Below are 21,021 nucleotides of genomic sequence, written 5' to 3'. Positions count from 1 at the left end.
ACAAAGTGCGGAATTTATTCCGCACTTTGTGTTTAATGTATCAAAACATATATCTTACCTACTTAAATTGTACCCATAATGGATATCAAATCAGAACTTAATAAAACTTCGGGCTTCGGAAACTTAGAGTTACTGGCGCGTCAGGTAGTGGAAGGTTTTATTTCTGGGATGCATAAAAGTCCGTTTCATGGATTTTCGGCAGAGTTTGCAGAGCATAAAATCTATAACCCTGGAGAGAGTACAAAGCATATAGACTGGAAACTCTATGCAAAAACAGATAGACTGTATACAAAGCGCTATGAGGAAGAAACTAATCTACGCTGCCACCTTATATTAGATAATAGTAGTTCTATGCATTATCCCGCTGTAAAGGAGCACAGCGTTTCAGATCTTAATAAGATAAGCTTCTCTGCACTTGCGAGTGCCGCTATTATGAATCTCATGAAAAAGCAGCGTGATGCTGTAGGAATGAGTATTTATAGTGACGACTATGAATTCTACACGGGAGAGAAGGGAAGTGATAGACACCACCATATGTTATTAGATCAATTAAATGGTGTGCTAGATCCCGCTCTTGCAAAAGCAGAAAAGAAAACAGCTACCTATAAACACCTCCATCTCATTGCAGAAAAGCTAAAGCGTAGATCTCTGGTGTTTTTATTTTCAGACATGCTACAAGATGATGTAGAGCAAGAACAATTATTTGAAGCATTGCAACATCTTAAATACAATAAACACGAGGTGATTCTTTTACATACATATAGTCAAGAGAAGGAATATGACTTTAAATTTGATAATAGCCCGCGTAAATTTGTAGATGTAGAGAGTGGATCATCAATTAATTTATATGCAGATAATATTAGAGATATTTATACAAGCGCGGTAGAAACGTACTTTAAAAACTTGCAACTACGTTGTGCTCAGTATCGTATCAAGTATATTCCAGCAGTAATTGAAAAAGGTTTTGCACCTATACTCACCACGTTTTTAGTAGAGCGTCAAAAATTTATTTAAAAATTTTAATTTTTTGTTTGTGTAATCAAAAAACGAGTGTATATTTGCACCCGCAACGAAGCAAAAGCAATGTTGCTTCTCTAATTAAGAAGTTAGAGATTGAAAAACTGAAAAATTTAAGACATACTCAAAGTCTCAAAAAGTGGAGTAACGGTCTGGTAGTTCAGCTGGTTAGAATATCTGCCTGTCACGCAGGGGGTCGCGGGTTCGAGTCCCGTCCAGACCGCAACAAAAAGCTCACAGTCCGTGGGCTTTTTTTGGTTTATAGAAGTAATTGATTACTTTTAACGATGTTGTGTTGGCCACATCACATGTGGTAGGATTTGTAGTTGAATCCGATGAAGAGCTTTTCCTGTAGGAAAGGCTTTTTTTGTTTTAGAGCAATCTTAGGTGCTTAGACTAGAAGTGAATCTTCCTTTATAGTTTCCCGATTTTCACGACAACTCTTGATATATCTTTAAATCTTTGTATGGTCATTATGCTAGCAAATACAAGAGCTCTTGATCATCTTTTTTAATATTTCTAGTAATGATGCTTTCGGCGGGGCTGATGATGCCGTAAAAACGCTTTAATTGGCTCAAGAGGTTGCAAGCGCTAGGTCTTATGGTGGTGGCTATGCAAGAGTTTGTATTATTGAGCATTTATTAATGCTTGTCACTTAGCGCATTTAAAATAAGGCACAAAAAAAAGCCATACGGACTGTATGGCTTTTACTTACTAGCTCCTCAACTAAGACTCGAACTTAGGACCCTCTGATTAACAGTCAGATGCTCTAACCAACTGAGCTATTGAGGAGTGTTACTTTTTGTAAGCGGATGCAAATATAAAACTTTTTTACACTCGTCCAAAAAAATCAAGCATTTTTTTGACTTTTTTTTGACTTTTTTTTCATCATGCTTACCTGGGAGTAATGCGTTTCTTGAGCTTAAATAATCATCGTGATTCTTATGTGTTCAGAATCAGGTATTTTCAAAAAGAAGAGTAATTAAAAAGAGAAAACCCCAAGAAAAATATTTCTTAGGGTTTTTTCAGCTTTTTTTTGAAATTGTACTCAAAAGTAGTTTTCACTAATCCAAAAAAGTGGGGGAACATTGTTTTTAGTAGGATTAATTCTTTGTTATATAACCGCCCAATTATAAAAACTCCTACCCTCTATTTGAAAAAAAAAGAATAATAACCCAAAAATTCAATCATTGAGCATTGACTATCTTTGAGATAATCGCCTCTTAAATATAAAACCTATGAAGAACCATCAGATATTATTTCTAATTGTAATCAGTTTAATGATTGCTTGCGCGAAAACAGGAGTACTCCATGCGCAATCTTCTACACAACAATTATCAAAAGAGGAGCTACAAATTGTAAACCTCGTAGAAACACATACAGAGGAAAGTATTGAGTTTCTCAAAAATGTAGTAAACATTAATAGTGGAACACTCAACACAAAAGGGGTGAAAGAAGTGGGCGATGTATTCTCTACATCTTTTAAAGAGATAGGTTTTACTACAAATTGGATTGATATGCCTGCCGAGATGAATAGAGCAGGGCATCTATTTGCTACTACAGAAGGAACAAGAGGCAAGCGATTGCTTCTTATAGGGCATCTAGATACCGTTTTTGAGGACGATAGCGAGTTTCAGCAATTTGAAATGGTGAATGATTCTATTGCAAAAGGTCCTGGCGCAAATGATATGAAAGGTGGTAACGTAGTAGTGCTATATGCACTTAAGGCTCTTAGAGAAGCAGGATTGCTTGACGATGCGCAAATCACCGTAGCCTTTACAGGAGATGAGGAAAGTACCGGAAAACCACTCACAATAAGCAGAAAAGATTTGATAGATGCTGCAAAGAATTCGGATATCGCTTTAGGTTTTGAAACTTCGACAGGATTTGATAATGCTACCGTAGCAAGACGAGGATCTTCTAACTGGAAAGTTACAGTTACTGGAAAGAGAGCACACTCAAGCGGAATTTTTCGCGAAAGCGTAGGGGCAGGAGCAAATTTTGAACTTGCACGTATCCTCAACGGATTCTATAATGAGGTAAGAGGTCCAGAATTACTGTCTTTTAATCCAGGGATGATGCTGGGCGGTACCACAATGGAGCTTAACCCAGAGGAGAGTAAAGGAGGTATTTTTGGCAAAGGTAATGTAGTTGCACAAACGGCATACGTGCAAGGAGGTCTTCGCTTTATCTCTGAAGAGCAGAAGGAAGAAGCACGTGCAAAAATGCGTGAGATTGTAGCAAATAATTTACCGCATACAAGTGCCGTTGTCGAATTTGAAGATAGTTATCCAGCAATGCAACCTACTTCTCAAAATTATGAGGTACTAGAAATTTTAAGCCAAGTGAGTCAAGATATGGGAGGTCCTGCTGTTGCGGCCTATGATCCTGGAAAGCGCGGTGCAGCAGATACTTCGTTTGTGGCAGCGTATGTGGCTTGCCTAGATGGTCTGGGAACCATGGGGACGGGAGCGCATACTCCTAGCGAGACTGTAAATATTAAAACTATAGAAATGCTCACAAAGCGTACGGCAATTCTTATTTACAGATTGATCAATATGGAAAGATAATGAGTTACGCTTTCGCGAAAGCGCACTAATCCCCACCACAACTTAAAAAGCCACATTGCTCTATATTTATGAGTAATGTGGCTTTCTTATGATTTGTTATTGCAGTATTAAGAAGCGAGTAAATGCTCATAAAACTTTTTGAGCTTAGCTACTTTAGGATCTATGACAACACGGCAATACCCTTGTTGTCTGTTTTCATTATAGTAATCTTGATGCTCCTGCGTAGCATCGTAAAAGGTAGGTAGCCCTGAAACCTCAGTAACTATTGGATCCTCATAATACTCTTGTACTACTTTAATCACTTGTTCTGCTTGTGCTTTTTGTTCATCGTTGTGGTAAAAAATTACAGAGCGATATTGCGTCCCACGATCTGCCCCTTGTTGATTAAGGGTTGTAGGGTCGTGTGTGGTAAGAAATACAGTAAGTATCTCTGCATAGGTAATTACTGCAGGGTCAAAATCAAATTGTATCACCTCTGCATGTCCGGTAAGTCCGGAGCAAATCTCTCTATAGGTAGGGTGTCCAGGGACTTGCCCTCCAGCATATCCAGAAACCACATTAGAAACACCTTTTAAGCGTTGTATAACAGCTTCTACACACCAGAAACATCCTCCACCTATCGTGGCTTGTTGTAAATTATTTTTCATTTTCTTCTTCTTCCTCTTTTGGAGTGTCTAGTCGGTTCCAGATTTTATCGGCCTTTAATTCAAAGGTTCCGGCAAAATCCCAATTACATTCTTCTGGCGAAATTAAAGACAAAAATGGCTCTCCATTTTTAGAACGATATAGATGGTAAATAGCACCTACAATCGGTTCGAAAGAGAACTTTGCAGCATAGATGAGATTGTTATATTCAAATTTTTTCATCATCACCTCATACTGCGCCTTTAACTCCTCATATTCAGTCTTAAATTGATGGTTAACCTTACTGATATTTGAGTTTTTCCATGTAGTAACATCGTCAGTCACGATAGCTGGCGCTCCTAAGTTTGTTGCATAAGGAGTAAGTGCAGCATCATACTTACCCTTCTCTTCATTATAAACGACCTGGTCTGGTTTTTTCTTTGTCATAGTGGTGATCTCTTACTTAAAAGTAAATAGTATAATATTACCTTCTTTTTGAAATTTTATTATGTGTAATCTGTTTTTGACGACTGCATTTAAAACGTGCATCATCCATGCCATAAGCACGTTTTGCTTCATGCTTTGTCTTACGTCCTTGCACTCGTTTACGCCACATACGGAAACTACTTTCCTTCATCTCACGACGCATTACTTCGATTACAAGTTGTTCCTTGATCCCAAACTGCATTTCTATTGCGTCAAAGGTAGTTCTATCTTCCCAAGCCATTTCTATGATACGGTCTAGTTCGCGTTCTGTAAATTCTGGTATTTCTTGCTTTTTCATAGTCTTTTAATCAAAATTATTTCTGTTTGCGAGCGTGTGTCGTCTTAAGATACGATACGCATCTCGCTTTACAATATTATCTTCCTTAAGCTTCCACAATACGTCTCCCGCATGTTTTGCCGTTTTTTTTATGTCAATTATAGGCGCAGGATAATTTTCACCTATTACTGTATTGCAAAATTGTTGTTCAAGAGCACTCATCGTCCACGGTTCATGGATGTATGCAACAGGTACGTTTACCAATTCTGGAATCCATTTTTTTATAAACTCACCATTTTCGTCATGCTCGTAACTATTTTTAACCGGATTGTATATGCGCAGCATATTGATTCCCGTCTCACCCGCTTGCATTTGTATTTGAGGGTAGTGAATACCTGGTTCAAAATCAAGAAACTGCTGAGCTAGGTGATACGTGGCATCTTGCCAAGGTTGCCATAAGTTATGTGTAAAAAAAGATAGCGTCATAGCACGCATTCTAAAGTTGAGATAGCCGGTCTCACACAGACATCGCATACATGCGTCTACTAGAGGATATCCTGTTTTGCCTTCTTTCCAAGCTTTTTGATACTTAACATTCACATTTTTTGAGAGCTTGTGATATCCTTTGTTTACACTCACAAATTCCATCGAGTCCTCCATTTCAAACTTCTGAATGAAATGTGCTTGCCATCGCAATCGTGAAGTAAACCCATCGATGGCACGTTTATTTTTAGAGCTTTCGCGAAAATGTTTTGCTTCTTGATATACTTGGCGTATGCTCACATTTCCCCAAGCGATGTAAGGTGACAATCTAGAGCAGCTCTTTCTAGCTAGGCTAGGTTTTGAAATATGTTTTGCATAATTTAGGTATCGATTATCGTGCAAAAATGACGCTAGGTATCGCATCGCCATCGTTGTCCCTCCCTTTTGAAAAGGACTAGATGCAGGTGTTTGTAAAGAGACTTTTTTAAAATTGTCTTCTAGAGCATTAATATCTTCTATTGATAGTAATTGATCTTTTCTTGGCTGAAAAGGAATCTGTGGTTGTTTCATAAACCACTCCCAGTCTTCGCTCCATCCTACACGATTTCTTAGTTTACGTTGCACTCCGTTGTTTGCAAATTCTACCCAGCCAAATTTATTTTCTGGTGACGCTATTTTTAGATTATTTGCATATGCTTCTAGGGCAAGATCTCTATCATAGGTAATACGCAGTCCAGTTTCTTGATGTGAGAAAACGGTGTGAATTTTATAATGTTTAATGAGTTCTTTAAAAGTAGAGACTACTTCGTCATGGACAATCAAAACCTTAGAATCGAAGGCCGTTAATTCACGCTGTAAATTTTGCAATGACTCTTTAATAAAGTTAAAGTGACGATCACTGTAATGAGGATCTGCTTCTAGTGAAGGTTCTAAAATGTAAAGTAAAAGCAGCGGCTTACCCTCTTGCACAGCATTGTATAAGGGTAGGTGGTCATGCAAGCGCAAGTCCCTCTTAAACCATATTATGTTTACCTCTTTTTTAATAATTTGCTGGATTTTTAATGATGTCTTCTGCGCGTTCTTGATGAGCTTGTAATGTCTTCTTATCCATTTTATTTAAAAGACTAAGCATCATACTCATGCGATTGTTTCCTTTAAAATATTCTTGTTTTTCATTTAAGAAGTTCCAATACAAGGAGTTAAAAGGACATGCATCTTCGCCTGTTTTTTTACTCACTTTATAATGACATCCTTTACAGTAATTAGACATCTTGTTGATGTAACTTCCGCTAGACACATAGGGTTTTGTCGCAATCTTACCACCATCTGCCCATTGAGACATCCCGCGAGTGTTTGTGATTTCAACCCATTCTATGGCATCTATATAAATGCCCAAATACCACTCATCTACTTGTGCTGGATCACACATGGTGAGAAGCGCGTAGTTGCCAGTAATCATTAATCGCTGTATGTGATGTGCATAAGCGTTATCGAGACTATTATTGATACTGCACTTAAGGCAGTTCATCTTAGTCTTTCCAGTCCAATAAAAATCAGGCAACGCATTATGATTCTCAAGATGGTTAGTCGTTGCAAATGTTGGCATCTCTTTCCAATACATGCCTCGCATGTACTCTCTCCATCCTAAAATTTGCCTTACAAAACCTTCTACCTGACTTATATTTATTTCTTCTTGATGCGCTCTCCAGTAGTTAATAACCTTTTCAATTACTTCTTGAGGATCTAGAATCTTACTATTCATAGCAAAGCTTAATCTGCTATGATATAAATAGGCTTGATCTGGATCCATGGCATCTTGATAGTCGCCAAAATGAACTAACAAGTGCTCACAAAAATAATTGAGCACTTCAAGTGATTCAGTGCGTGTAGTAGGCCAAGCAAAATTCTTTTCGTCTATGCGTCCTATGGTTTTAACTCCAGCACTTTCAATGAGCTTTACAATAGATGATACGTTGGTGTCAAATGTCTTTTCAATAGGGATTAAAGTGTCTCCCTTCCATTTGTTGCGGTTACTGTGATCAAAGTTCCACTTACCACCCTCTGGATCTTTATCATTAATCATCATGATGTCATATTTCTTGCGCATCATGCGGTAAAAATATTCCATAGTAAAGAGCTTTTTACCTTCAAAAAAAGAAGACAAGTCGGTACGAGAAGTCATAAAATGCTCTGTATCGTATGACTTTACTTCGATTGTTACGCTTTCGCGAAAGCGTGATAACATTTCGTGCAGGCGGTATTCATCTGGAAGTTGGTACTCAAATAGTGATATATTTTTTTCATTAATAAGTTTTTCAACGTTGTCAATGAGACTTTGGGTATTTTCAAGAGCATCTAGTGTGTAATAAATGACCTTGTGTCCTTGGGATGTAAGCCAATCAGAGAACTCGCGCATTGCTTTAAAAAAGGCGACAACTTTTTGAATATGATGGGTTGCATAATCTGTTTCTTGGCGCATTTCTGCCATGAAATAAATAACATCGTCAGATTGCTCTTGATACCAGGAGTGCTTGTGATTGAGCTGATCGCCCAGAATAAGTCGTAATGTGCTCATTTAAAATAATTCATTTTGAGTCCACAGTCTTACAAACTTGCCATTCCCGTCATACATTTCCTGCTGCCTTTTGATATTGAATTTTCTGTCTCTAGGATCGTTTCCTACGCCTGCGTTGTACATCCAGTTTGCCCAGTTGCTATGTACGTCATAATCTATGAGCATACTTTCAAAGTAAGCAGCACCTACGCGCCAGTCTTGCTGTTGCTCTTTTGCCCAAAAGCTCGCAACGTTTTGACGACCGCGATTAGACATCCATCCTGTTTCTTTGAGCTCTATCATATTGGCATTTACAAAGTCATATGTTGTATTGCCATTAATCCATTCGCGCTCGGCTTTATCATTACGTTTCCAGTCGTATTCTTTATTCAGAATGCCGCCTATTTTAAACAGGTCGTTACCGTGTTTAAGAGAGACATACTTAAAATAATCTCTCCATATCAATTCAAAAATGAGCCAATACGTATCTTGATTTGAAATAATTTCATTTTCAAACTTTTTTACCTCCCAATAAATTTGGCGAGCAGATATAGATCCGTTTGCTAGCCATGCAGATAACTTTGAGCTATAATCTTCGCCTACGAGTCCGTTGCGTGTTTTCTTGTAGTACTGGAGTTTCTTAGTATTCCAGAAGTAATCATTGAGCCTGTTCCAAGCCTCGTCTTCTCCACCTTTCCATGGGAAAGCAGAGCGCTGGTCTTTAATAAAAGTATCTAAGCCTAGCTCTTGCAAGTTAGGCATGTCGCTTTCTTCATCGAGTAGATTTTTTGAAGGAAGCGCTTCGATTTTTTCTTGTAAAGGCTGGACACTGCCTTCTTTCTCGCACTTTTTACGGAATTGAGTGAATACTTGAGGAATGTCTCCGAAAGTATCGAAAGGAATATCTTCGGGATGAAAGAGAAACTGATCATAATAGGTGTGATGTTTTACGTTACTTAACTTTTTTTCAACAGCAAGGGTAACTTCATTTTCTTCACTCGCCCACTCTTTTTGAGAGTAGATTTCTGAGATGTTGTGTTGGTCTATGAGTTCTGGTATAGTTATTTCTGGATGCTCGTGAGTTACAATCAAAGTGATGTTGAGATTGTTGAGATTCTTTTTGAGATTTTGGACAGTCTCAATCAGGAACTGAGCTCGATATTTCTCCGTCTTTTTAAAACCAAAATCACCTATTTGAAATTGTCTAGGGTCAAAACTATACAACCCAATAACTCGCTTGCCTGAAGCAATTGCGTTGGATAGCGAACTGTTATCTTGAACGCGTAAATTATTTCTAAACCATACCAGTGCGGTATCCATATTTCTATTTTGAAATAAAGATACTTATTGTTTATCTTTTAATAAATAAGATTAAACAAAATTTAACCTATGATTGTGTTATTTTACTTGGTGAGCTGGTTTAAGAAGGTCATTAACCGTTTTTACTGGATTGAAAGTAACTAGTGGAACTTCTATAAATATGGTATTCCAATGTGCCATAGCACCATTCCAAAGTCCTGGATGTTCAAGTGCTTTTATTTTCTTTCCTTGGTAGCTTTTTGATGCAATAAATCCTGCTTTGTAATCCACATAATTGAGAAGATTGTACTTCTCTCCTTTGTAATTTTTTACACCGCAAATAATGTCTACTGGATTAAAGTGAGTCGCATTTTTAAGAATTTCTTGCTGCTCCTTGTCATCAGGATTGATCTGTACACTTTCTATAATTTGCAAACTCTCAGTACCATCTTCATGAAGCACCCAGAAAGGTCCGCCTCCTGGTTCGCCTTCATTTTTTACCATACCACAAACGCGTATGGGGCGATCTAGTAATTTCCTCAAAAGGTCTGTTTGTGCGGCGTTTTCAAGTTTTTTAAAGGTTGCAGGAAGCCTTAAGAATAAATCATTTTCTAAGAAAGCCGCAATCTCTTGACGCTCGCTGTCTACAAGTTCGCTTTGATTGTCAATTTTCTTTAGATATTCAAAAGACCTTGCTTGAAGTGAAAGTAACTTTCCAGCAAGCATCTTTTTATAATAAGCAACTTGAGTCTTGTACTTATTTACAACAACGTTATCAATATTCTTAATGAATATAATATCTGCATCTTGCTCATTTAAGTTCTTTATTAAAGCTCCGTGCCCTCCAGGTCTAAATATGAGTTTCCCCTCCTGATCTCTTAAAAGTGTATTTGACTCTGTAATGGCAACCGTATCTGTAGCTGAGTCTTGGTAAGAATAAGATATGTCAAAGGTCATGCCTGTCTTACGTTCTATATAGTCTTTGCGTTTATGAAAACGTTTTGTAAATCTCTTTTGATGTTCCTTGGAAACCGTAAAGTGAAGTCGGGTAACGGTGTCTTTTGTGGCATACAAAGCGCCTTCAAAAAGATGCTCTTCAAAAGCAGCGGCAACATATTTCTTATAACTGTGAAAAGGGAATAATCCTTTAGGTTTTTTTCCAAAATTGAGTTCCTTCTCTTCAAGCATTATTTTTACAAAACGCAATCTATTTTCATTAATGTCTGCTCCATCTTTGCCATACTTTTCTTTAATGCGTGCGCGTATTCTCTTGTAAAAAGGAAAGCTTTCCAAGCCCACAAAAAATAATCTAAGCTCAGGAACTCCTTTCTTATTTATATATGCATTAATACTTCCATCCTGAGGGTTGTAGTCTTCTACAAATTCAAATAGAAACTTGAACATTCTAGTTGCTGCACCAGATGCTGGAGTAAATTTTAAGGGATGTATTGAGCTTTTATTATCCTCGTAATGTTGTACTAATTGTTTTTCTTCTTCTGGCTTAAGCACAACAAGACCATTACCTTTTGTAGCGGCACTGCGCAAGTTTGCAAAAGGAATTCCTTCCTTAAGTATCTGGAACTGTTGTTCTACTTGATCCTTGGTTACACCTAAATTTGTGATGTGCTCTATGTCTTGTTCTGTGATATTCAAACTAAAAGTGTATTTATAGATGTAGTTGCAGTTTTCATTCTTTCAGGCACAGTGCCTTTTACAAGAATAAATGGTTTTTTATATTTCTCTAAGGTATGTTTAAAATAATTAAACATTTCCTCTCTTCTTTCTGGGCGATCTCTTAGATCATCTTTCTCCCATGGAGTATCTATGTACGTTAAAAGGTACAAATCATATGTGTTTTCCAATGCCATTTTCTCTAATAATTCTGGACACCAGCCATCATAGTAAGCCTCGCTATATATTTTTGTGGTGAGTAAATCAGTATCACAAATAACTAGATTTGTGGCATTAGCTACGGCAGCATTTTCTAATTTCATTTGGCCTTTGGCAATAGGTAGCAGATCCATTGGTCTGCATATCTTTTGCTTTGTGTCCCATAAATCTTGAAGATATTCTCTTGCATATTCTAGAACTAAGGGTGCGTTGTAATGCTGAGCTAGCTTTCGCGAAAGCGTACTTTTCCCACTACTTTCTGGTCCAATAAGGCAAACTCTTATGCAATTACTGGTGACTTGTCTAAGTTCTTCTTCCATGCTAAATATCCAAAAATGGCAATAATAGTGAGTGCAAAATATAAAATACTACTGAAAGTGAGTCCTTTGTAAAAATAAAGAGGTACAGTGATAATGTCACCTATGATCCAGTATATCCAGTTCTCAATCTTACGTCTAGCCATAAGCCACATGCCTACAAAGAAGATGCCTGTGGTAATCATATCTACGTAAGATGTCCAGTGTTCAATTTTATCAAAAATGATATATACGATATACACAAAAATTGCAGATGTAATAAATATAACTACAGAGAGGAGGTGCTCTTTTCTAGTAGTTCTCGTAATAGGAGTAACTGCAACGCCGTCTACTTTTTGCGTCCAGATGTACCATCCATAAACACTCATAATGAAGTAGTATCCATTAATCATCATGTCTCCCAGTAGTCCCCATTTGAGTAGCAGATATACAAAAATTGCTGTGCAAATCATTCCGGTAGGAAAAACGAGAACGTTATTTTGTTTTGAGTAGACTACAGATGCGATTGTAAATATCGCTGCTATAAGTTCTAAGACAATATCTAAGGTGTCGTATGTGGCGTACTGGCCAAAAAGGAAATCAAAAATCTGCGACATAATCAGAGCGATCTGTTTTTACAATTTTTATATAAAATAGACCGATGCCTATTTCTTCAAAGCTGCGCTTCATTTCTTTAGTAAGTGTAGTCATCACCTTGTCATAGTCCCCATATACTTGAGTGGCAAGAGGATTTTCTATAATGGTAAGGCCAGAATCGCGTAGTCGCTTTATAAAATTAATGATATACATTTCGTAATCATTTTGTAGCGGACTAAAAGTAAGATCTACAGAGATTTGCATAGTTATTATTCTTGATAAACGTGCAGCAATGCACCCATTCCATAATTTACATTTCCAGTTTTTACGAGCGCAGAATGCTCATTGTAAGTGTGGTCAAATACTTGCCATTTTTTATTATTAAAAAAGACTCTCCTTACATATGTCTTTTGTGACGGCAATTCATTTGTAAACGGTAATAAAGGCCTAAAAGTAACAGATACTTTTTGAATTCCTCTAGGAGTTTCAATTTCATTATATTTTTTAGTCTGTATGAGCTTTCCTTGTTTATCTGCATATCCTAGTACTTGTAAGGAGGCAAAAATCCCGTCTTTAGGAATGAAAATTTGATATTTATCTATATCTAATTCGTACATCTCGTCATCTTGCTCGCTTACGCGAAAAACAATATCTCTATGTATTACCGGTGTCCCAGGCAGTCCATTCTCATTTTTATAAAACTGAATGCGGAACAAGGTAGAAAATTGCATGTTACCTTTTTTGCGATATTCCTTTTCTGAGTTTATAGGAATCCACAGTTGTGCAATTTTTGAAGACTTTCCTTCCTCACGATTAAAAAGGACAGCAACCTCACTTTCTACGGTAGGGAGCCAGCAGTTGTAATAATTAGTGTGTGTAGTCTCCTTGTATTTTTTTTTCTTGTATTTCCCTTTCTTCTCTGCGGTAACGATAACTTCAGAAAGTAAGCTCGCTTCTGGGGCTAGAAATATTTTTTTTGGTAAGCTAGCGGCAGCAAAAGCTTGCTCTTTAAAACCTATTGCCGAGATGTAAAGACTGTCTATATCTTTATATTTTGAGCTAATAAATGTAAATTCACCAACATCGCCTGCAAATGTTCCTCTTCCATCACCAAAAGAAATAGTAGCAAAGGATACGGGTGTTTTTGACACCGCATCAACTACATAGGTCGTTTGACCCAGTAGTTGTGTTGTGATGAAAATCGTTATTAGATAAATGATGTATTTCATAAGGATGATTTAATATTCAATTAGCAGTCATTCCATGAGTTATTTTCAAAAGCTGTGCCTATAACGACCATTGTTGCCCCAGCCTCATATGCTAGCTCCATTTGAGTAGAATTTCTAATACCTCCGCCCACGATTACTGGGATGGTAAGTGCATTGCAAACGGCTTTGATAATTGAAGGTTGTACTGCGGTTTTTGCCCCACTTCCTGCTTCTAGATAAATACATTTTTTACCTAAATATTGTCCTGCAAGTGCCGTGTCTACTATGCGTTCTGTATCATCTTGCGACATTGGGCTGGTCTGGCTTACACGTTGTACGGCAGTTACAGAGCCGCCGTCTATGAGTAAGTATCCAGTGGGGATTACTTCAAGCTCGCTCTGCTGCACTGCTCTCGCAGCTTTGGTTTGCTGACCTATTAAAAATTCGGCATTATCACCAGATAGTAATGATAAAAATAATATTGCGTCTGCATCTGGAGTAACCTGATTGTAATTTCCAGGAAACAGAATAATTGGTAATGCTGTTTCGGCATTTAGAAGTTGGACCACAGTTGCTGTTTTACGTGCTGGGTCTGTACTTCCCCCTATAAAAATGTGAGTTGTTGTAGCGGGTATTTTTTTCAAGTAAGCTTTCGCGAAAGCGGAATCCAATTCAAACTTATCTGGATCTATGAGAATTGCGAGTAGTTTACCGCCTTCTTCTTTTTTATGTATGATTTGGGAATATATAGTCACCACACGAAGGTAGGAATTGCAGTACAAAGAATGCTATTCATTATTAATAACCGTAGACGCAGGTAAATCCCTCAATCCCGATAGCTATCGGGACCAAAATCAAAACCCATATACACAGGTAAATCCTTCAAACTCCATAAAGGTGAGATCATAGGTGGAGACTGCGCCTTCATAATTTACCGTGGCTGTAGTCTTGCCATCGTCAAAATCAAAATCTGTAACGTCTATATGCTTTAAAAAACTCAGACCTTCTTGTGAATATAGTTTGTAAAGTGATTCCTTTGCTCCCCATACAATGGTGAGTTTGCGCATGCGAGCATCTGCATTAGTAAGTGTGTAATATTCTTCTATAGGCGTAAACTTATGAGCAATGCGCAAGATTTTGTTACGTTGCTTTTCTATGTCGATACCTACAGGTTGATCACTTACAATAATGGCAGTGAAGGTGTAGCTATGTGTGATAGAAATGTGGTTCCCATCATGAAGATGAGGTTTTCCATTCTTATCATAATATAAATCAAAGTCCGTGTATCCAGCTTCGGCTAGAAGATGGCGTATACTCATGAAACCTCTTTGATGAAGCTCAGACTTCATTCCTTGTAGTCTATTCTGGCAATGATCTGTAAGTTTTATATTTCGCGAAAGCGTAGTAATATCTTCTTCAATCTTCCAAATATAGACTGTTGTACTCGAGCTAACTGTTATCGTTTTGTAAAGAGGCATCGATTAAAAGGTTTTCTGTAAGGTATTGCGTAAATTTGCCACTGCTAAGAAATAAGCTAAATATACAAATTATGAGCACAAAGACAGTACCGTACGTACCGTACAAAGTAAAAGATATTTCCCTAGCGGGCTGGGGACGCAAAGAGATCGAACTTGCAGAGGCAGAGATGCCTGGGCTTATGTCTCTACGTGAAGAGTATGGAGATGAGCAGCCGCTTAAAGGTGCTCGTATCGCAGGATGTCTGCATATGACAATACAGACAGCTGTATTAATTGAAACATTAAAAGCACTAGGAGCAGAGGTAACTTGGTCTTCTTGTAATATATTTTCTACTCAAGATCAGGCTGCTGCAGCAATTGCAGACGCTGGAATACCAGTATATGCTTGGAAGGGGATGAATGAAGAAGAATTTGACTGGTGTATCGAGCAAACACTTTTCTTTGGAGAAGATCGTAAGCCATTAAACATGATCCTTGATGATGGAGGTGATCTTACTAACATGGTATTAGATCGTTACCCAGAACTTGCAAAAGATATTAAAGGTCTTTCTGAAGAAACTACGACTGGTGTACACCGTCTTTACGAGCGTGTAAAGAAAGGAACATTACCTATGCCAGCAATAAACGTAAATGATTCTGTAACTAAGTCTAAGTTTGACAACAAGTACGGATGTCGTGAGAGTGCGGTAGATGCTATACGTCGTGCTACAGATACTATGCTTGCTGGAAAGCGTGTAGTAGTATGTGGATACGGAGATGTAGGTAAAGGAACTGCAGCTTCTTTTAAAGGAGCAGGTTCTATTGTTACAGTAACAGAAATTGATCCTATCTGTGCGCTTCAAGCTGCAATGGACGGATTTGAAGTAAAGAAGCTTAACTCTGTAGTAGGTAACGCAGATATCGTGATTACTACTACTGGAAACAAGGACATCATACGCCCAGAGCACTTTGAGGCTATGAAGGATAAAGTAATTGTATGTAACATAGGTCACTTTGATAATGAGATCGACATGGGCTGGTTAAATAGCACGCACGGAGCTTCTAAAGATGAAATCAAGCCACAAGTAGATAAGTATACTATAGATGGTAAAGATATTATCGTTCTTGCAGAAGGTCGTCTTGTAAACTTAGGTTGTGCAACAGGTCACCCTAGTTTTGTAATGAGTAACTCATTTACAAACCAGACACTAGCACAAATCGAACTTTGGAAGAACAGTGCAAACTATAACAACGAAGTATATATGCTTCCTAAGCACCTTGATGAGAAAGTAGCAGCGTTGCACTTATCACGTCTAGGCGTAGAGCTAGAAACTCTTTCTACAGAGCAGGCAGATTACATCGGTGTTACAGTAGAAGGGCCATTTAAGCCTGAGTACTACAGATACTAGGCGAGAGTCGCACAGACATAAAACTATTTTCGCTTTCGCGAAAATATTAAATAGAAAAACCCACGTTTATAGCGTGGGTTTTTTTGTGCGTTAGTTTAGAAGTACTGACAGTTAGAGAATTTTGCTCCCTTTAGGGGCGGGGAAACAAAATTTGACACATTTTAAATAGAATTATGCAAGTGAATTTTTGCAATATGCATATATTGAGCATCTTAAATAAAAAAATGATATGAAAAAATTGCTACTTGCCCTTTTTATGGGTTCACTATTTGCAACGACTAATGCTCAAAAAATTTTCGGTGAGATTACTATGCAAGATGGATCTGTAATTACTTTGCATGATGGAGAAAATAATCAGAAGGCTAAATCTGGAAAAAAGAAGCATACACCAAAATTACAATTAGCTAATAAAAACGTAGGTGTAAGTCAACGCATTTGGGGTAGAATAACTTATGGTGCGCAGATTTTATATTATTTTGATGAAGATGGGGAAATAAACGATATAGCTATTAAAGATATAAATAAGGTGGTTCTAGAAGTAGAAGCCTTAAAGAAATTTGAATTTATTGGACAATCAGTTGGTGGAGGCGCGGTCACATATTATTTTAATCTTTCTAATTCTGGAACAAAGGCGGTTGTGTTAAAAATGTTGGTTCCAAAGAAAAAAACCTATAGATTAATGGAAGTAGTAGCTGAAAGTGATAATTATACCCTTGCTAGTAGAGTGTATAGAGATGTAAATTTCTTTACTGTATTTGATAAGCAAGGTAATGTCGTAGAAAAGGAATGGGCTCATTCCTTAACTCAGGAGAAAAGTATAAATTCAATAGATATTGTAAAAAAATATTTCGGTGACTGTTCAACACTTATATCTGGTATGGAGAGTAATGTTAGAAATAGTTTTAAACATGGGAATAAGATGTTTAATAAGAAATATCATTACAATCTCTTCTCAGTAGATGAGGATAGGAATATAACTAACTATCTCACCAATTTACAGTGTAACTAATAATTTGCTAAAGTTAATCAAAACCCACGTTTATAGCGTGGGTTTTTTTGTGCTTAATTATAAAGAGTACTAGCTTTTTTACTGCTTCACTAAGGTAAGCTCTGCTTTTTCACCCGTTTTAAGACTTGTTCTTGTAGTGATTAAACTCATGCCGTCTTGTATCTCTACCTTAACGGTATTTGGAGCAGAGGTCCCTTCTGTAAGGGCTTCTACGCGCACTACTGTTGTTTTCTTGGTAATAGTGATTGGTATTTGCTTTTTAGCTTTTTCTATTGAGTAATCTTCTAGTATGAGTACATCATCCACATAAAGGTTTATGCGGTCATCATCTACTTTACCAGAGTCATAAATAGAAATCACGATATTCTTAGTTTTAGTAAAAACGTTGAGGTTTTCGTTTTTTCTTACGATACTCATGGTAAGCGTATCTACAGAACGCTTTGCCGAAATCCTATCTTTTAATTCTTGACTTACCTTTTTAGATTTCTGAATCTTCTTGTCCAATTTGGCAATTCTAGCTTGCGCCTCTTCTGTGGCAGACATGATGAGCATTCCATCTAGGCATGAGCTCTTATCTGGGTAGAGGCCTTTAAAATCACCGCTAAAAGCTTTGTTGTTTTCAAGTTTTCTCATTTTGCCTTCAAAGTTTATGAGGCACATATCTACCTCACCTAGTGGAGACTTTGTGTAGACAATATCATATTCGGCAAAGGAGAATATTTTGTTTTCACTATCATAAATTCCTTTAATATTAGACTTAGTTTCATGCTTGCCGCCTAGATCAGCCATAGAGTACCCTTGTACTCTACCATCTACTTCTTCAAAGGCGAGTTTGTAAGAAATAAAAGCCGAGTCATTAAGTTTTATAACGCCCATATATTCATAAGCAGTAAGTTGGCCGTAAGCAGTTGCTCCGAACAAGAAATATGCAAAAAAGAGAATTCTTCGTAAGTACATAGCTGTTTTTTAGGTAATTTAGTTAGGTCTAATAAAAACAAAACCAAACTATGAGACTCAAAATTACACTATTATTTGCGTTTGTGATGCTTGCCGTTACAAATACCTATGCTGGATTTCCAGTACAGAGAACAGCAGTTGCTGCTGTAAACGGAGTTACACTTACTGAAGATGATCAGGCAGAAGTACTTACTTCTCCAGCAGCAGTAGAGGCAGACCGCCAGCTAGTTGCTATTTTATTATGGTTATTTTTAGGAGGTTTTGCAGCTCACAGATGGTATTTAGGAAGCCCAATAGGGTGGAACATCTTATTTATCCTTACACTAGGAGGTCTAGGAGTATGGTGGATTATCGATGGAATAGATATCCTTACTGGAAACTATCCTGGACTATAATTCAAGATTTTTATAATGGAAAAACCTCTCCAAGTGAGAGGTTTTTTTATGCGTAAATATTAGTGAATGTTACGCTTTCGCGAAAGCGTAAAAAGTTAGATTTTAATCTGTCTGTCTATTTGTTGATCAAGCGAGATAAAGGTTTCAGTGCGTGATACACCGTCTATCGCTTGAATCTTTTTATTGAGTAAATTCATCAAGTCCTCGTTATTTTTACAGAGAATTTTGATAAGTACAGACCAGTTTCCAGTAGTGTAATGACACTCTATCACCTCGGGAATATCTTTAAGTTGTCGTACTGCTCTTGCATTATTTGCAGCTCTATCAAGATATACTCCTATAAATGCTTGTGTGCGGTAGCCTAGTACTTTTGGGTCTATAATAAACTTAGAGCCAGCTATGAGTCCAGACTTCTCTAGCTTGCGTAAACGCTGGTGTATGGCAGCTCCAGAAATGCCCACTTTACGAGCAATTTCAAGAATAGGCTTACGAGCATCTTCCATAAGTTGGCGCAAGATTATCTTGTCAATACCATCTATTATAAGTTCGTCTTTTACAATTTTCATCTCAAGAAGGTTCTATATTGAAACTACAAGATATATAAATAGTTATAAACTGTAATTCAATTTTTAAAAAGGTTATCCTCCTACGATATCTGGACTATAACCTAGATAGTCAACCTCGTATTCTTTAAAGGTGATGCCATACTCTTCCAGTTCTTTGAGAATAGGTTCATAGACTTCCTTTTTAATAGGGAGTTGCACTCCAGGTGTAGTAATCTCTCCATTAAGAATGCGTAAGGTTGCCATAGCTACTGGCAAGCCAACTGTTCTTGCCATTGCTGTTTCTATTTGATCCTCTCCTATGTTTACCATGGTTGCATCAATCTGCTTGCGCTTACCGTCAAGCTCATAGCCAAATTTATGATACATGACAATCATGTCCTTATCTTCTGGAGCTAGTGTCCACTTGTCTTCTAGGATGCGTTGTAATGCTTGAGCAGGAGTTGCGTTTGTAAGCCCTATTTTTTTATTGGCATTAAAAAGATCAAGCTCTAATAGTTTGTCCCAGAGTAAGTCATCTTGATCAATCTTGAGGTAGTGACGCAGTTTAAGCTCTACAGAATCTGTAGGGGAGTAGGGTAAAAATAAATTTACATAATCACGGTAACTCATGTGCTCCGTTTTTTCTAATTGATAGCTATCATCTGTCATTCCTAGAAGCACAAACATTTGCCAAGCTCTAGAAAAGCCAACTCTACGTATGGTACCACGGTACAATGTAGGTATGTCATCAAGACCATATACAGAGCGATACTTAAGAGAATTGCGATTTGCATATCCTTCAAAACGACCGTGACCTTCTATCTGTAAAAACTCTGTGCGCCTAAATAATCGTTGATACGGAATATATTTATAAGTCCCTTCCTGTATAAACTCGGCTGCGCCACCTTGACCTGCGAGAACGACATTACGAGGGTTCCAAGTAAATTTATAGTTCCAGAGATTTGTATCACTTTCTGGAGCAACGAGACCACCTGTAAAAGATTCAAACAGAATCATCTTTCCTCCTTTATCACGTATACGGTCTATTACCTGCATGGCACTCATGTGATCTATACCTGGGTCTAGGCCTATTTCATTCATAAATACAAGACCTTTTTCTCTTACTGCGCTATCAAGCGCTTCCATCTCCTCAGAAATATAAGAAGCAGTTACCATAGACTTTTCAAAAGTAACGCAGTCTCTAGCAACCTCAATATGGAAACGAGCAGGAAGCATAGAGATTACTATAGTTGCTGCTTTAATAGCCTGCTCACGTTCTTCCTTGTTAAATACATCAAGGCTTATTGCCGTAGCATTTTTATGGTTATTGATGAGTTTTTGAGCATTGTCTATAGAGATGTCCCCCACAGTGATGTGTAAATCTTCGGTGTCAGATTTAGAAAGTAGGTAGTTTACGAGTTGGCTCGTGGATTTTCCAGCGCCTATTACGAGAATCTTTCGCATGGGTAGTTAGTTTTGTAATTTTGTATGAGAGTTCAAATTGAATTCTGCTGGTCTAAAGTACGGTTTTGGGCCACATCTTAAACAAATAGCATGGATAAAAAATTAAGAGTGACAGGTGGGATTTTTGGTCTTACCGCAGTTATTATAGGAGCTTTTGGTGCGCATGGCCTCGAGAAAGTGCTTGATGCATCGGCGATTGCGACTTTTGAGACGGGAGTAAAGTATCAAATGTATCATGCCTTATTGTTGTTGCTTATTCCAGTTTTCGCTTTAAGCGAAAAAACAAAAAAAACAGTATGGGTGCTGCTGTTGCTAGGAATTTTATTCTTTTCGGGTTCTATATATGGGCTGGCAACCAATGAATTAACATCTTTTGATTTTACTAAAATCGCTCTGATTACCCCAATAGGTGGGACTTTGCTCATTGTTAGTTGGCTTTTGATAGTTATACATTTCATAAAATCCAAATAAAACAGCGAAAACG

The 21,021-nt window shown here is 37.5% G+C and carries 23 protein-coding genes and 2 tRNA genes; 7 read left to right on the top strand and 18 right to left on the bottom strand.

Annotation, left to right across the window (positions count from 1 at the left end):
• Nucleotides 1-78: 78 nt before the first annotated feature.
• Together SJY37_RS03945 and SJY37_RS03940 are read left to right on the top strand one after the other, a co-directional pair.
• Nucleotides 79-1,014, top strand: a complete 936-nt coding sequence (locus tag SJY37_RS03945) for a DUF58 domain-containing protein (protein ID WP_298323741.1) — start codon at nucleotides 79-81, stop codon at nucleotides 1,012-1,014.
• Between the two features lie 152 nt (nucleotides 1,015-1,166).
• Nucleotides 1,167-1,240: transfer RNA gene (locus SJY37_RS03940), tRNA-Asp, on the top strand.
• A gap of 250 nt (nucleotides 1,241-1,490) precedes the next feature.
• Here SJY37_RS03940 and SJY37_RS03935 read toward each other — a convergent pair.
• Together SJY37_RS03935 and SJY37_RS03930 are read right to left on the bottom strand one after the other, a co-directional pair.
• On the bottom strand, nucleotides 1,491-1,655 hold the full coding sequence (locus SJY37_RS03935) for a hypothetical protein (RefSeq protein ID WP_298323743.1): 165 nt from the start codon (nucleotides 1,653-1,655) through the stop codon (nucleotides 1,491-1,493).
• A gap of 80 nt (nucleotides 1,656-1,735) precedes the next feature.
• Nucleotides 1,736-1,809, bottom strand: a tRNA-Asn gene (locus SJY37_RS03930).
• Between the two features lie 446 nt (nucleotides 1,810-2,255).
• On the opposite strand from SJY37_RS03930, the gene SJY37_RS03925 reads away from it, so the two are divergent.
• On the top strand, nucleotides 2,256-3,587 hold the full coding sequence (locus SJY37_RS03925; protein WP_298323745.1) for a M20/M25/M40 family metallo-hydrolase: 1,332 nt from the start codon (nucleotides 2,256-2,258) through the stop codon (nucleotides 3,585-3,587).
• Nucleotides 3,588-3,694: 107 nt separating this feature from the next.
• Here SJY37_RS03925 and msrA read toward each other — a convergent pair whose 3' ends face one another.
• The 13 genes from msrA to SJY37_RS03860 all read right to left on the bottom strand — a co-directional run bounded on the left by msrA (nucleotide 3,695) and on the right by SJY37_RS03860 (nucleotide 14,779).
• Nucleotides 3,695-4,234 carry a peptide-methionine (S)-S-oxide reductase MsrA gene (msrA, locus tag SJY37_RS03920; protein WP_298323747.1) on the bottom strand — a complete coding sequence of 180 codons (540 nt, stop codon included), beginning with the start codon at nucleotides 4,232-4,234 and terminating at the stop codon, nucleotides 3,695-3,697.
• The gene (locus SJY37_RS03915; RefSeq protein WP_035335400.1) at nucleotides 4,224-4,658 is read right to left on the bottom strand and encodes a DUF2452 domain-containing protein; all 435 of its coding nucleotides are present in this window, start codon (nucleotides 4,656-4,658) and stop codon (nucleotides 4,224-4,226) included. Before SJY37_RS03915 ends, msrA begins: the two co-directional genes overlap by 11 nt.
• Before the next feature lie 37 nt (nucleotides 4,659-4,695).
• Nucleotides 4,696-4,995: a TIGR03643 family protein gene (locus SJY37_RS03910; RefSeq protein ID WP_108877294.1), complete on the bottom strand. Its 300-nt coding sequence runs from the start codon at nucleotides 4,993-4,995 to the stop codon at nucleotides 4,696-4,698.
• Between the two features lie 6 nt (nucleotides 4,996-5,001).
• Nucleotides 5,002-6,543, bottom strand: coding sequence for a cryptochrome/deoxyribodipyrimidine photo-lyase family protein (locus tag SJY37_RS03905; protein ID WP_298323865.1), 1,542 nt, complete (start codon nucleotides 6,541-6,543; stop codon nucleotides 5,002-5,004).
• Nucleotides 6,497-8,032, bottom strand: coding sequence for a cryptochrome/photolyase family protein (locus tag SJY37_RS03900; RefSeq protein WP_298323753.1), 1,536 nt, complete (start codon nucleotides 8,030-8,032; stop codon nucleotides 6,497-6,499). The genes SJY37_RS03905 and SJY37_RS03900 overlap by 47 nt, the downstream gene beginning before the upstream one ends.
• Nucleotides 8,033-9,331 carry a DASH family cryptochrome gene (locus tag SJY37_RS03895; protein WP_298323755.1) on the bottom strand — a complete coding sequence of 433 codons (1,299 nt, stop codon included), beginning with the start codon at nucleotides 9,329-9,331 and terminating at the stop codon, nucleotides 8,033-8,035.
• 78 nt (nucleotides 9,332-9,409) lie between these two features.
• Nucleotides 9,410-10,963: a DUF4301 family protein gene (locus SJY37_RS03890; protein WP_298323757.1), complete on the bottom strand. Its 1,554-nt coding sequence runs from the start codon at nucleotides 10,961-10,963 to the stop codon at nucleotides 9,410-9,412.
• Complete coding sequence (locus tag SJY37_RS03885; protein WP_298323759.1) at nucleotides 10,960-11,520, bottom strand: ATP-binding protein; 561 nt, start codon at nucleotides 11,518-11,520, stop codon at nucleotides 10,960-10,962. Before SJY37_RS03885 ends, SJY37_RS03890 begins: the two co-directional genes overlap by 4 nt.
• The gene (gene pnuC, locus SJY37_RS03880) at nucleotides 11,481-12,113 is read right to left on the bottom strand and encodes a nicotinamide riboside transporter PnuC (protein ID WP_298323761.1); all 633 of its coding nucleotides are present in this window, start codon (nucleotides 12,111-12,113) and stop codon (nucleotides 11,481-11,483) included. The genes SJY37_RS03885 and pnuC overlap by 40 nt, the downstream gene beginning before the upstream one ends.
• The gene (locus SJY37_RS03875; RefSeq protein WP_013750857.1) at nucleotides 12,097-12,357 is read right to left on the bottom strand and encodes a hypothetical protein; all 261 of its coding nucleotides are present in this window, start codon (nucleotides 12,355-12,357) and stop codon (nucleotides 12,097-12,099) included. The genes pnuC and SJY37_RS03875 overlap by 17 nt, the downstream gene beginning before the upstream one ends.
• A gap of 5 nt (nucleotides 12,358-12,362) precedes the next feature.
• Nucleotides 12,363-13,322, bottom strand: coding sequence for a carboxypeptidase-like regulatory domain-containing protein (locus SJY37_RS03870; protein ID WP_298323765.1), 960 nt, complete (start codon nucleotides 13,320-13,322; stop codon nucleotides 12,363-12,365).
• A gap of 20 nt (nucleotides 13,323-13,342) precedes the next feature.
• Nucleotides 13,343-14,056 carry a geranylgeranylglyceryl/heptaprenylglyceryl phosphate synthase gene (locus SJY37_RS03865; protein ID WP_298323767.1) on the bottom strand — a complete coding sequence of 238 codons (714 nt, stop codon included), beginning with the start codon at nucleotides 14,054-14,056 and terminating at the stop codon, nucleotides 13,343-13,345.
• A 99-nt stretch (nucleotides 14,057-14,155) separates the two neighbouring features.
• On the bottom strand, nucleotides 14,156-14,779 hold the full coding sequence (locus SJY37_RS03860; protein WP_298323769.1) for a 4'-phosphopantetheinyl transferase superfamily protein: 624 nt from the start codon (nucleotides 14,777-14,779) through the stop codon (nucleotides 14,156-14,158).
• A gap of 71 nt (nucleotides 14,780-14,850) precedes the next feature.
• Between SJY37_RS03860 and ahcY the strand changes: the two genes are divergently transcribed.
• Together ahcY and SJY37_RS03850 are read left to right on the top strand one after the other, a co-directional pair.
• Nucleotides 14,851-16,167, top strand: coding sequence for an adenosylhomocysteinase (ahcY, locus tag SJY37_RS03855; RefSeq protein WP_298323771.1), 1,317 nt, complete (start codon nucleotides 14,851-14,853; stop codon nucleotides 16,165-16,167).
• Nucleotides 16,168-16,396: 229 nt separating this feature from the next.
• Entirely contained in the window at nucleotides 16,397-17,176 is a 780-nt protein-coding gene (locus SJY37_RS03850) for a hypothetical protein (protein ID WP_298323773.1), read from the top strand.
• A 78-nt stretch (nucleotides 17,177-17,254) separates the two neighbouring features.
• Here SJY37_RS03850 and SJY37_RS03845 read toward each other — a convergent pair whose 3' ends face one another.
• A complete protein-coding gene (locus SJY37_RS03845) occupies nucleotides 17,255-18,133 on the bottom strand; it encodes a hypothetical protein (protein WP_298323775.1) in 879 nt (292 codons plus the stop codon).
• 50 nt (nucleotides 18,134-18,183) lie between these two features.
• On the opposite strand from SJY37_RS03845, the gene SJY37_RS03840 reads away from it, so the two are divergent.
• On the top strand, nucleotides 18,184-18,528 hold the full coding sequence (locus tag SJY37_RS03840; protein ID WP_298323777.1) for a TM2 domain-containing protein: 345 nt from the start codon (nucleotides 18,184-18,186) through the stop codon (nucleotides 18,526-18,528).
• Nucleotides 18,529-18,623: 95 nt separating this feature from the next.
• On the opposite strand, the gene SJY37_RS03835 is transcribed toward SJY37_RS03840, so the two are convergent.
• Together SJY37_RS03835 and SJY37_RS03830 are read right to left on the bottom strand one after the other, a co-directional pair.
• Nucleotides 18,624-19,094: an Lrp/AsnC ligand binding domain-containing protein gene (locus tag SJY37_RS03835; protein WP_013750864.1), complete on the bottom strand. Its 471-nt coding sequence runs from the start codon at nucleotides 19,092-19,094 to the stop codon at nucleotides 18,624-18,626.
• Nucleotides 19,095-19,166: 72 nt separating this feature from the next.
• Entirely contained in the window at nucleotides 19,167-20,537 is a 1,371-nt protein-coding gene (locus tag SJY37_RS03830) for a saccharopine dehydrogenase family protein (protein ID WP_298323781.1), read from the bottom strand.
• Between the two features lie 90 nt (nucleotides 20,538-20,627).
• On the opposite strand from SJY37_RS03830, the gene SJY37_RS03825 reads away from it, so the two are divergent.
• The gene (locus tag SJY37_RS03825) at nucleotides 20,628-21,008 is read left to right on the top strand and encodes a DUF423 domain-containing protein (protein WP_298323783.1); all 381 of its coding nucleotides are present in this window, start codon (nucleotides 20,628-20,630) and stop codon (nucleotides 21,006-21,008) included.
• The last annotated feature ends 13 nt before the right edge of the window (nucleotides 21,009-21,021 follow it).

Origin of the sequence: Dokdonia sp. R78006 (assembly GCF_042466145.1) — a bacterium.
GTDB lineage: Bacteria > Bacteroidota > Bacteroidia > Flavobacteriales > Flavobacteriaceae > Dokdonia.
This window is presented reverse-complemented; position numbering and strand designations above follow the sequence as displayed.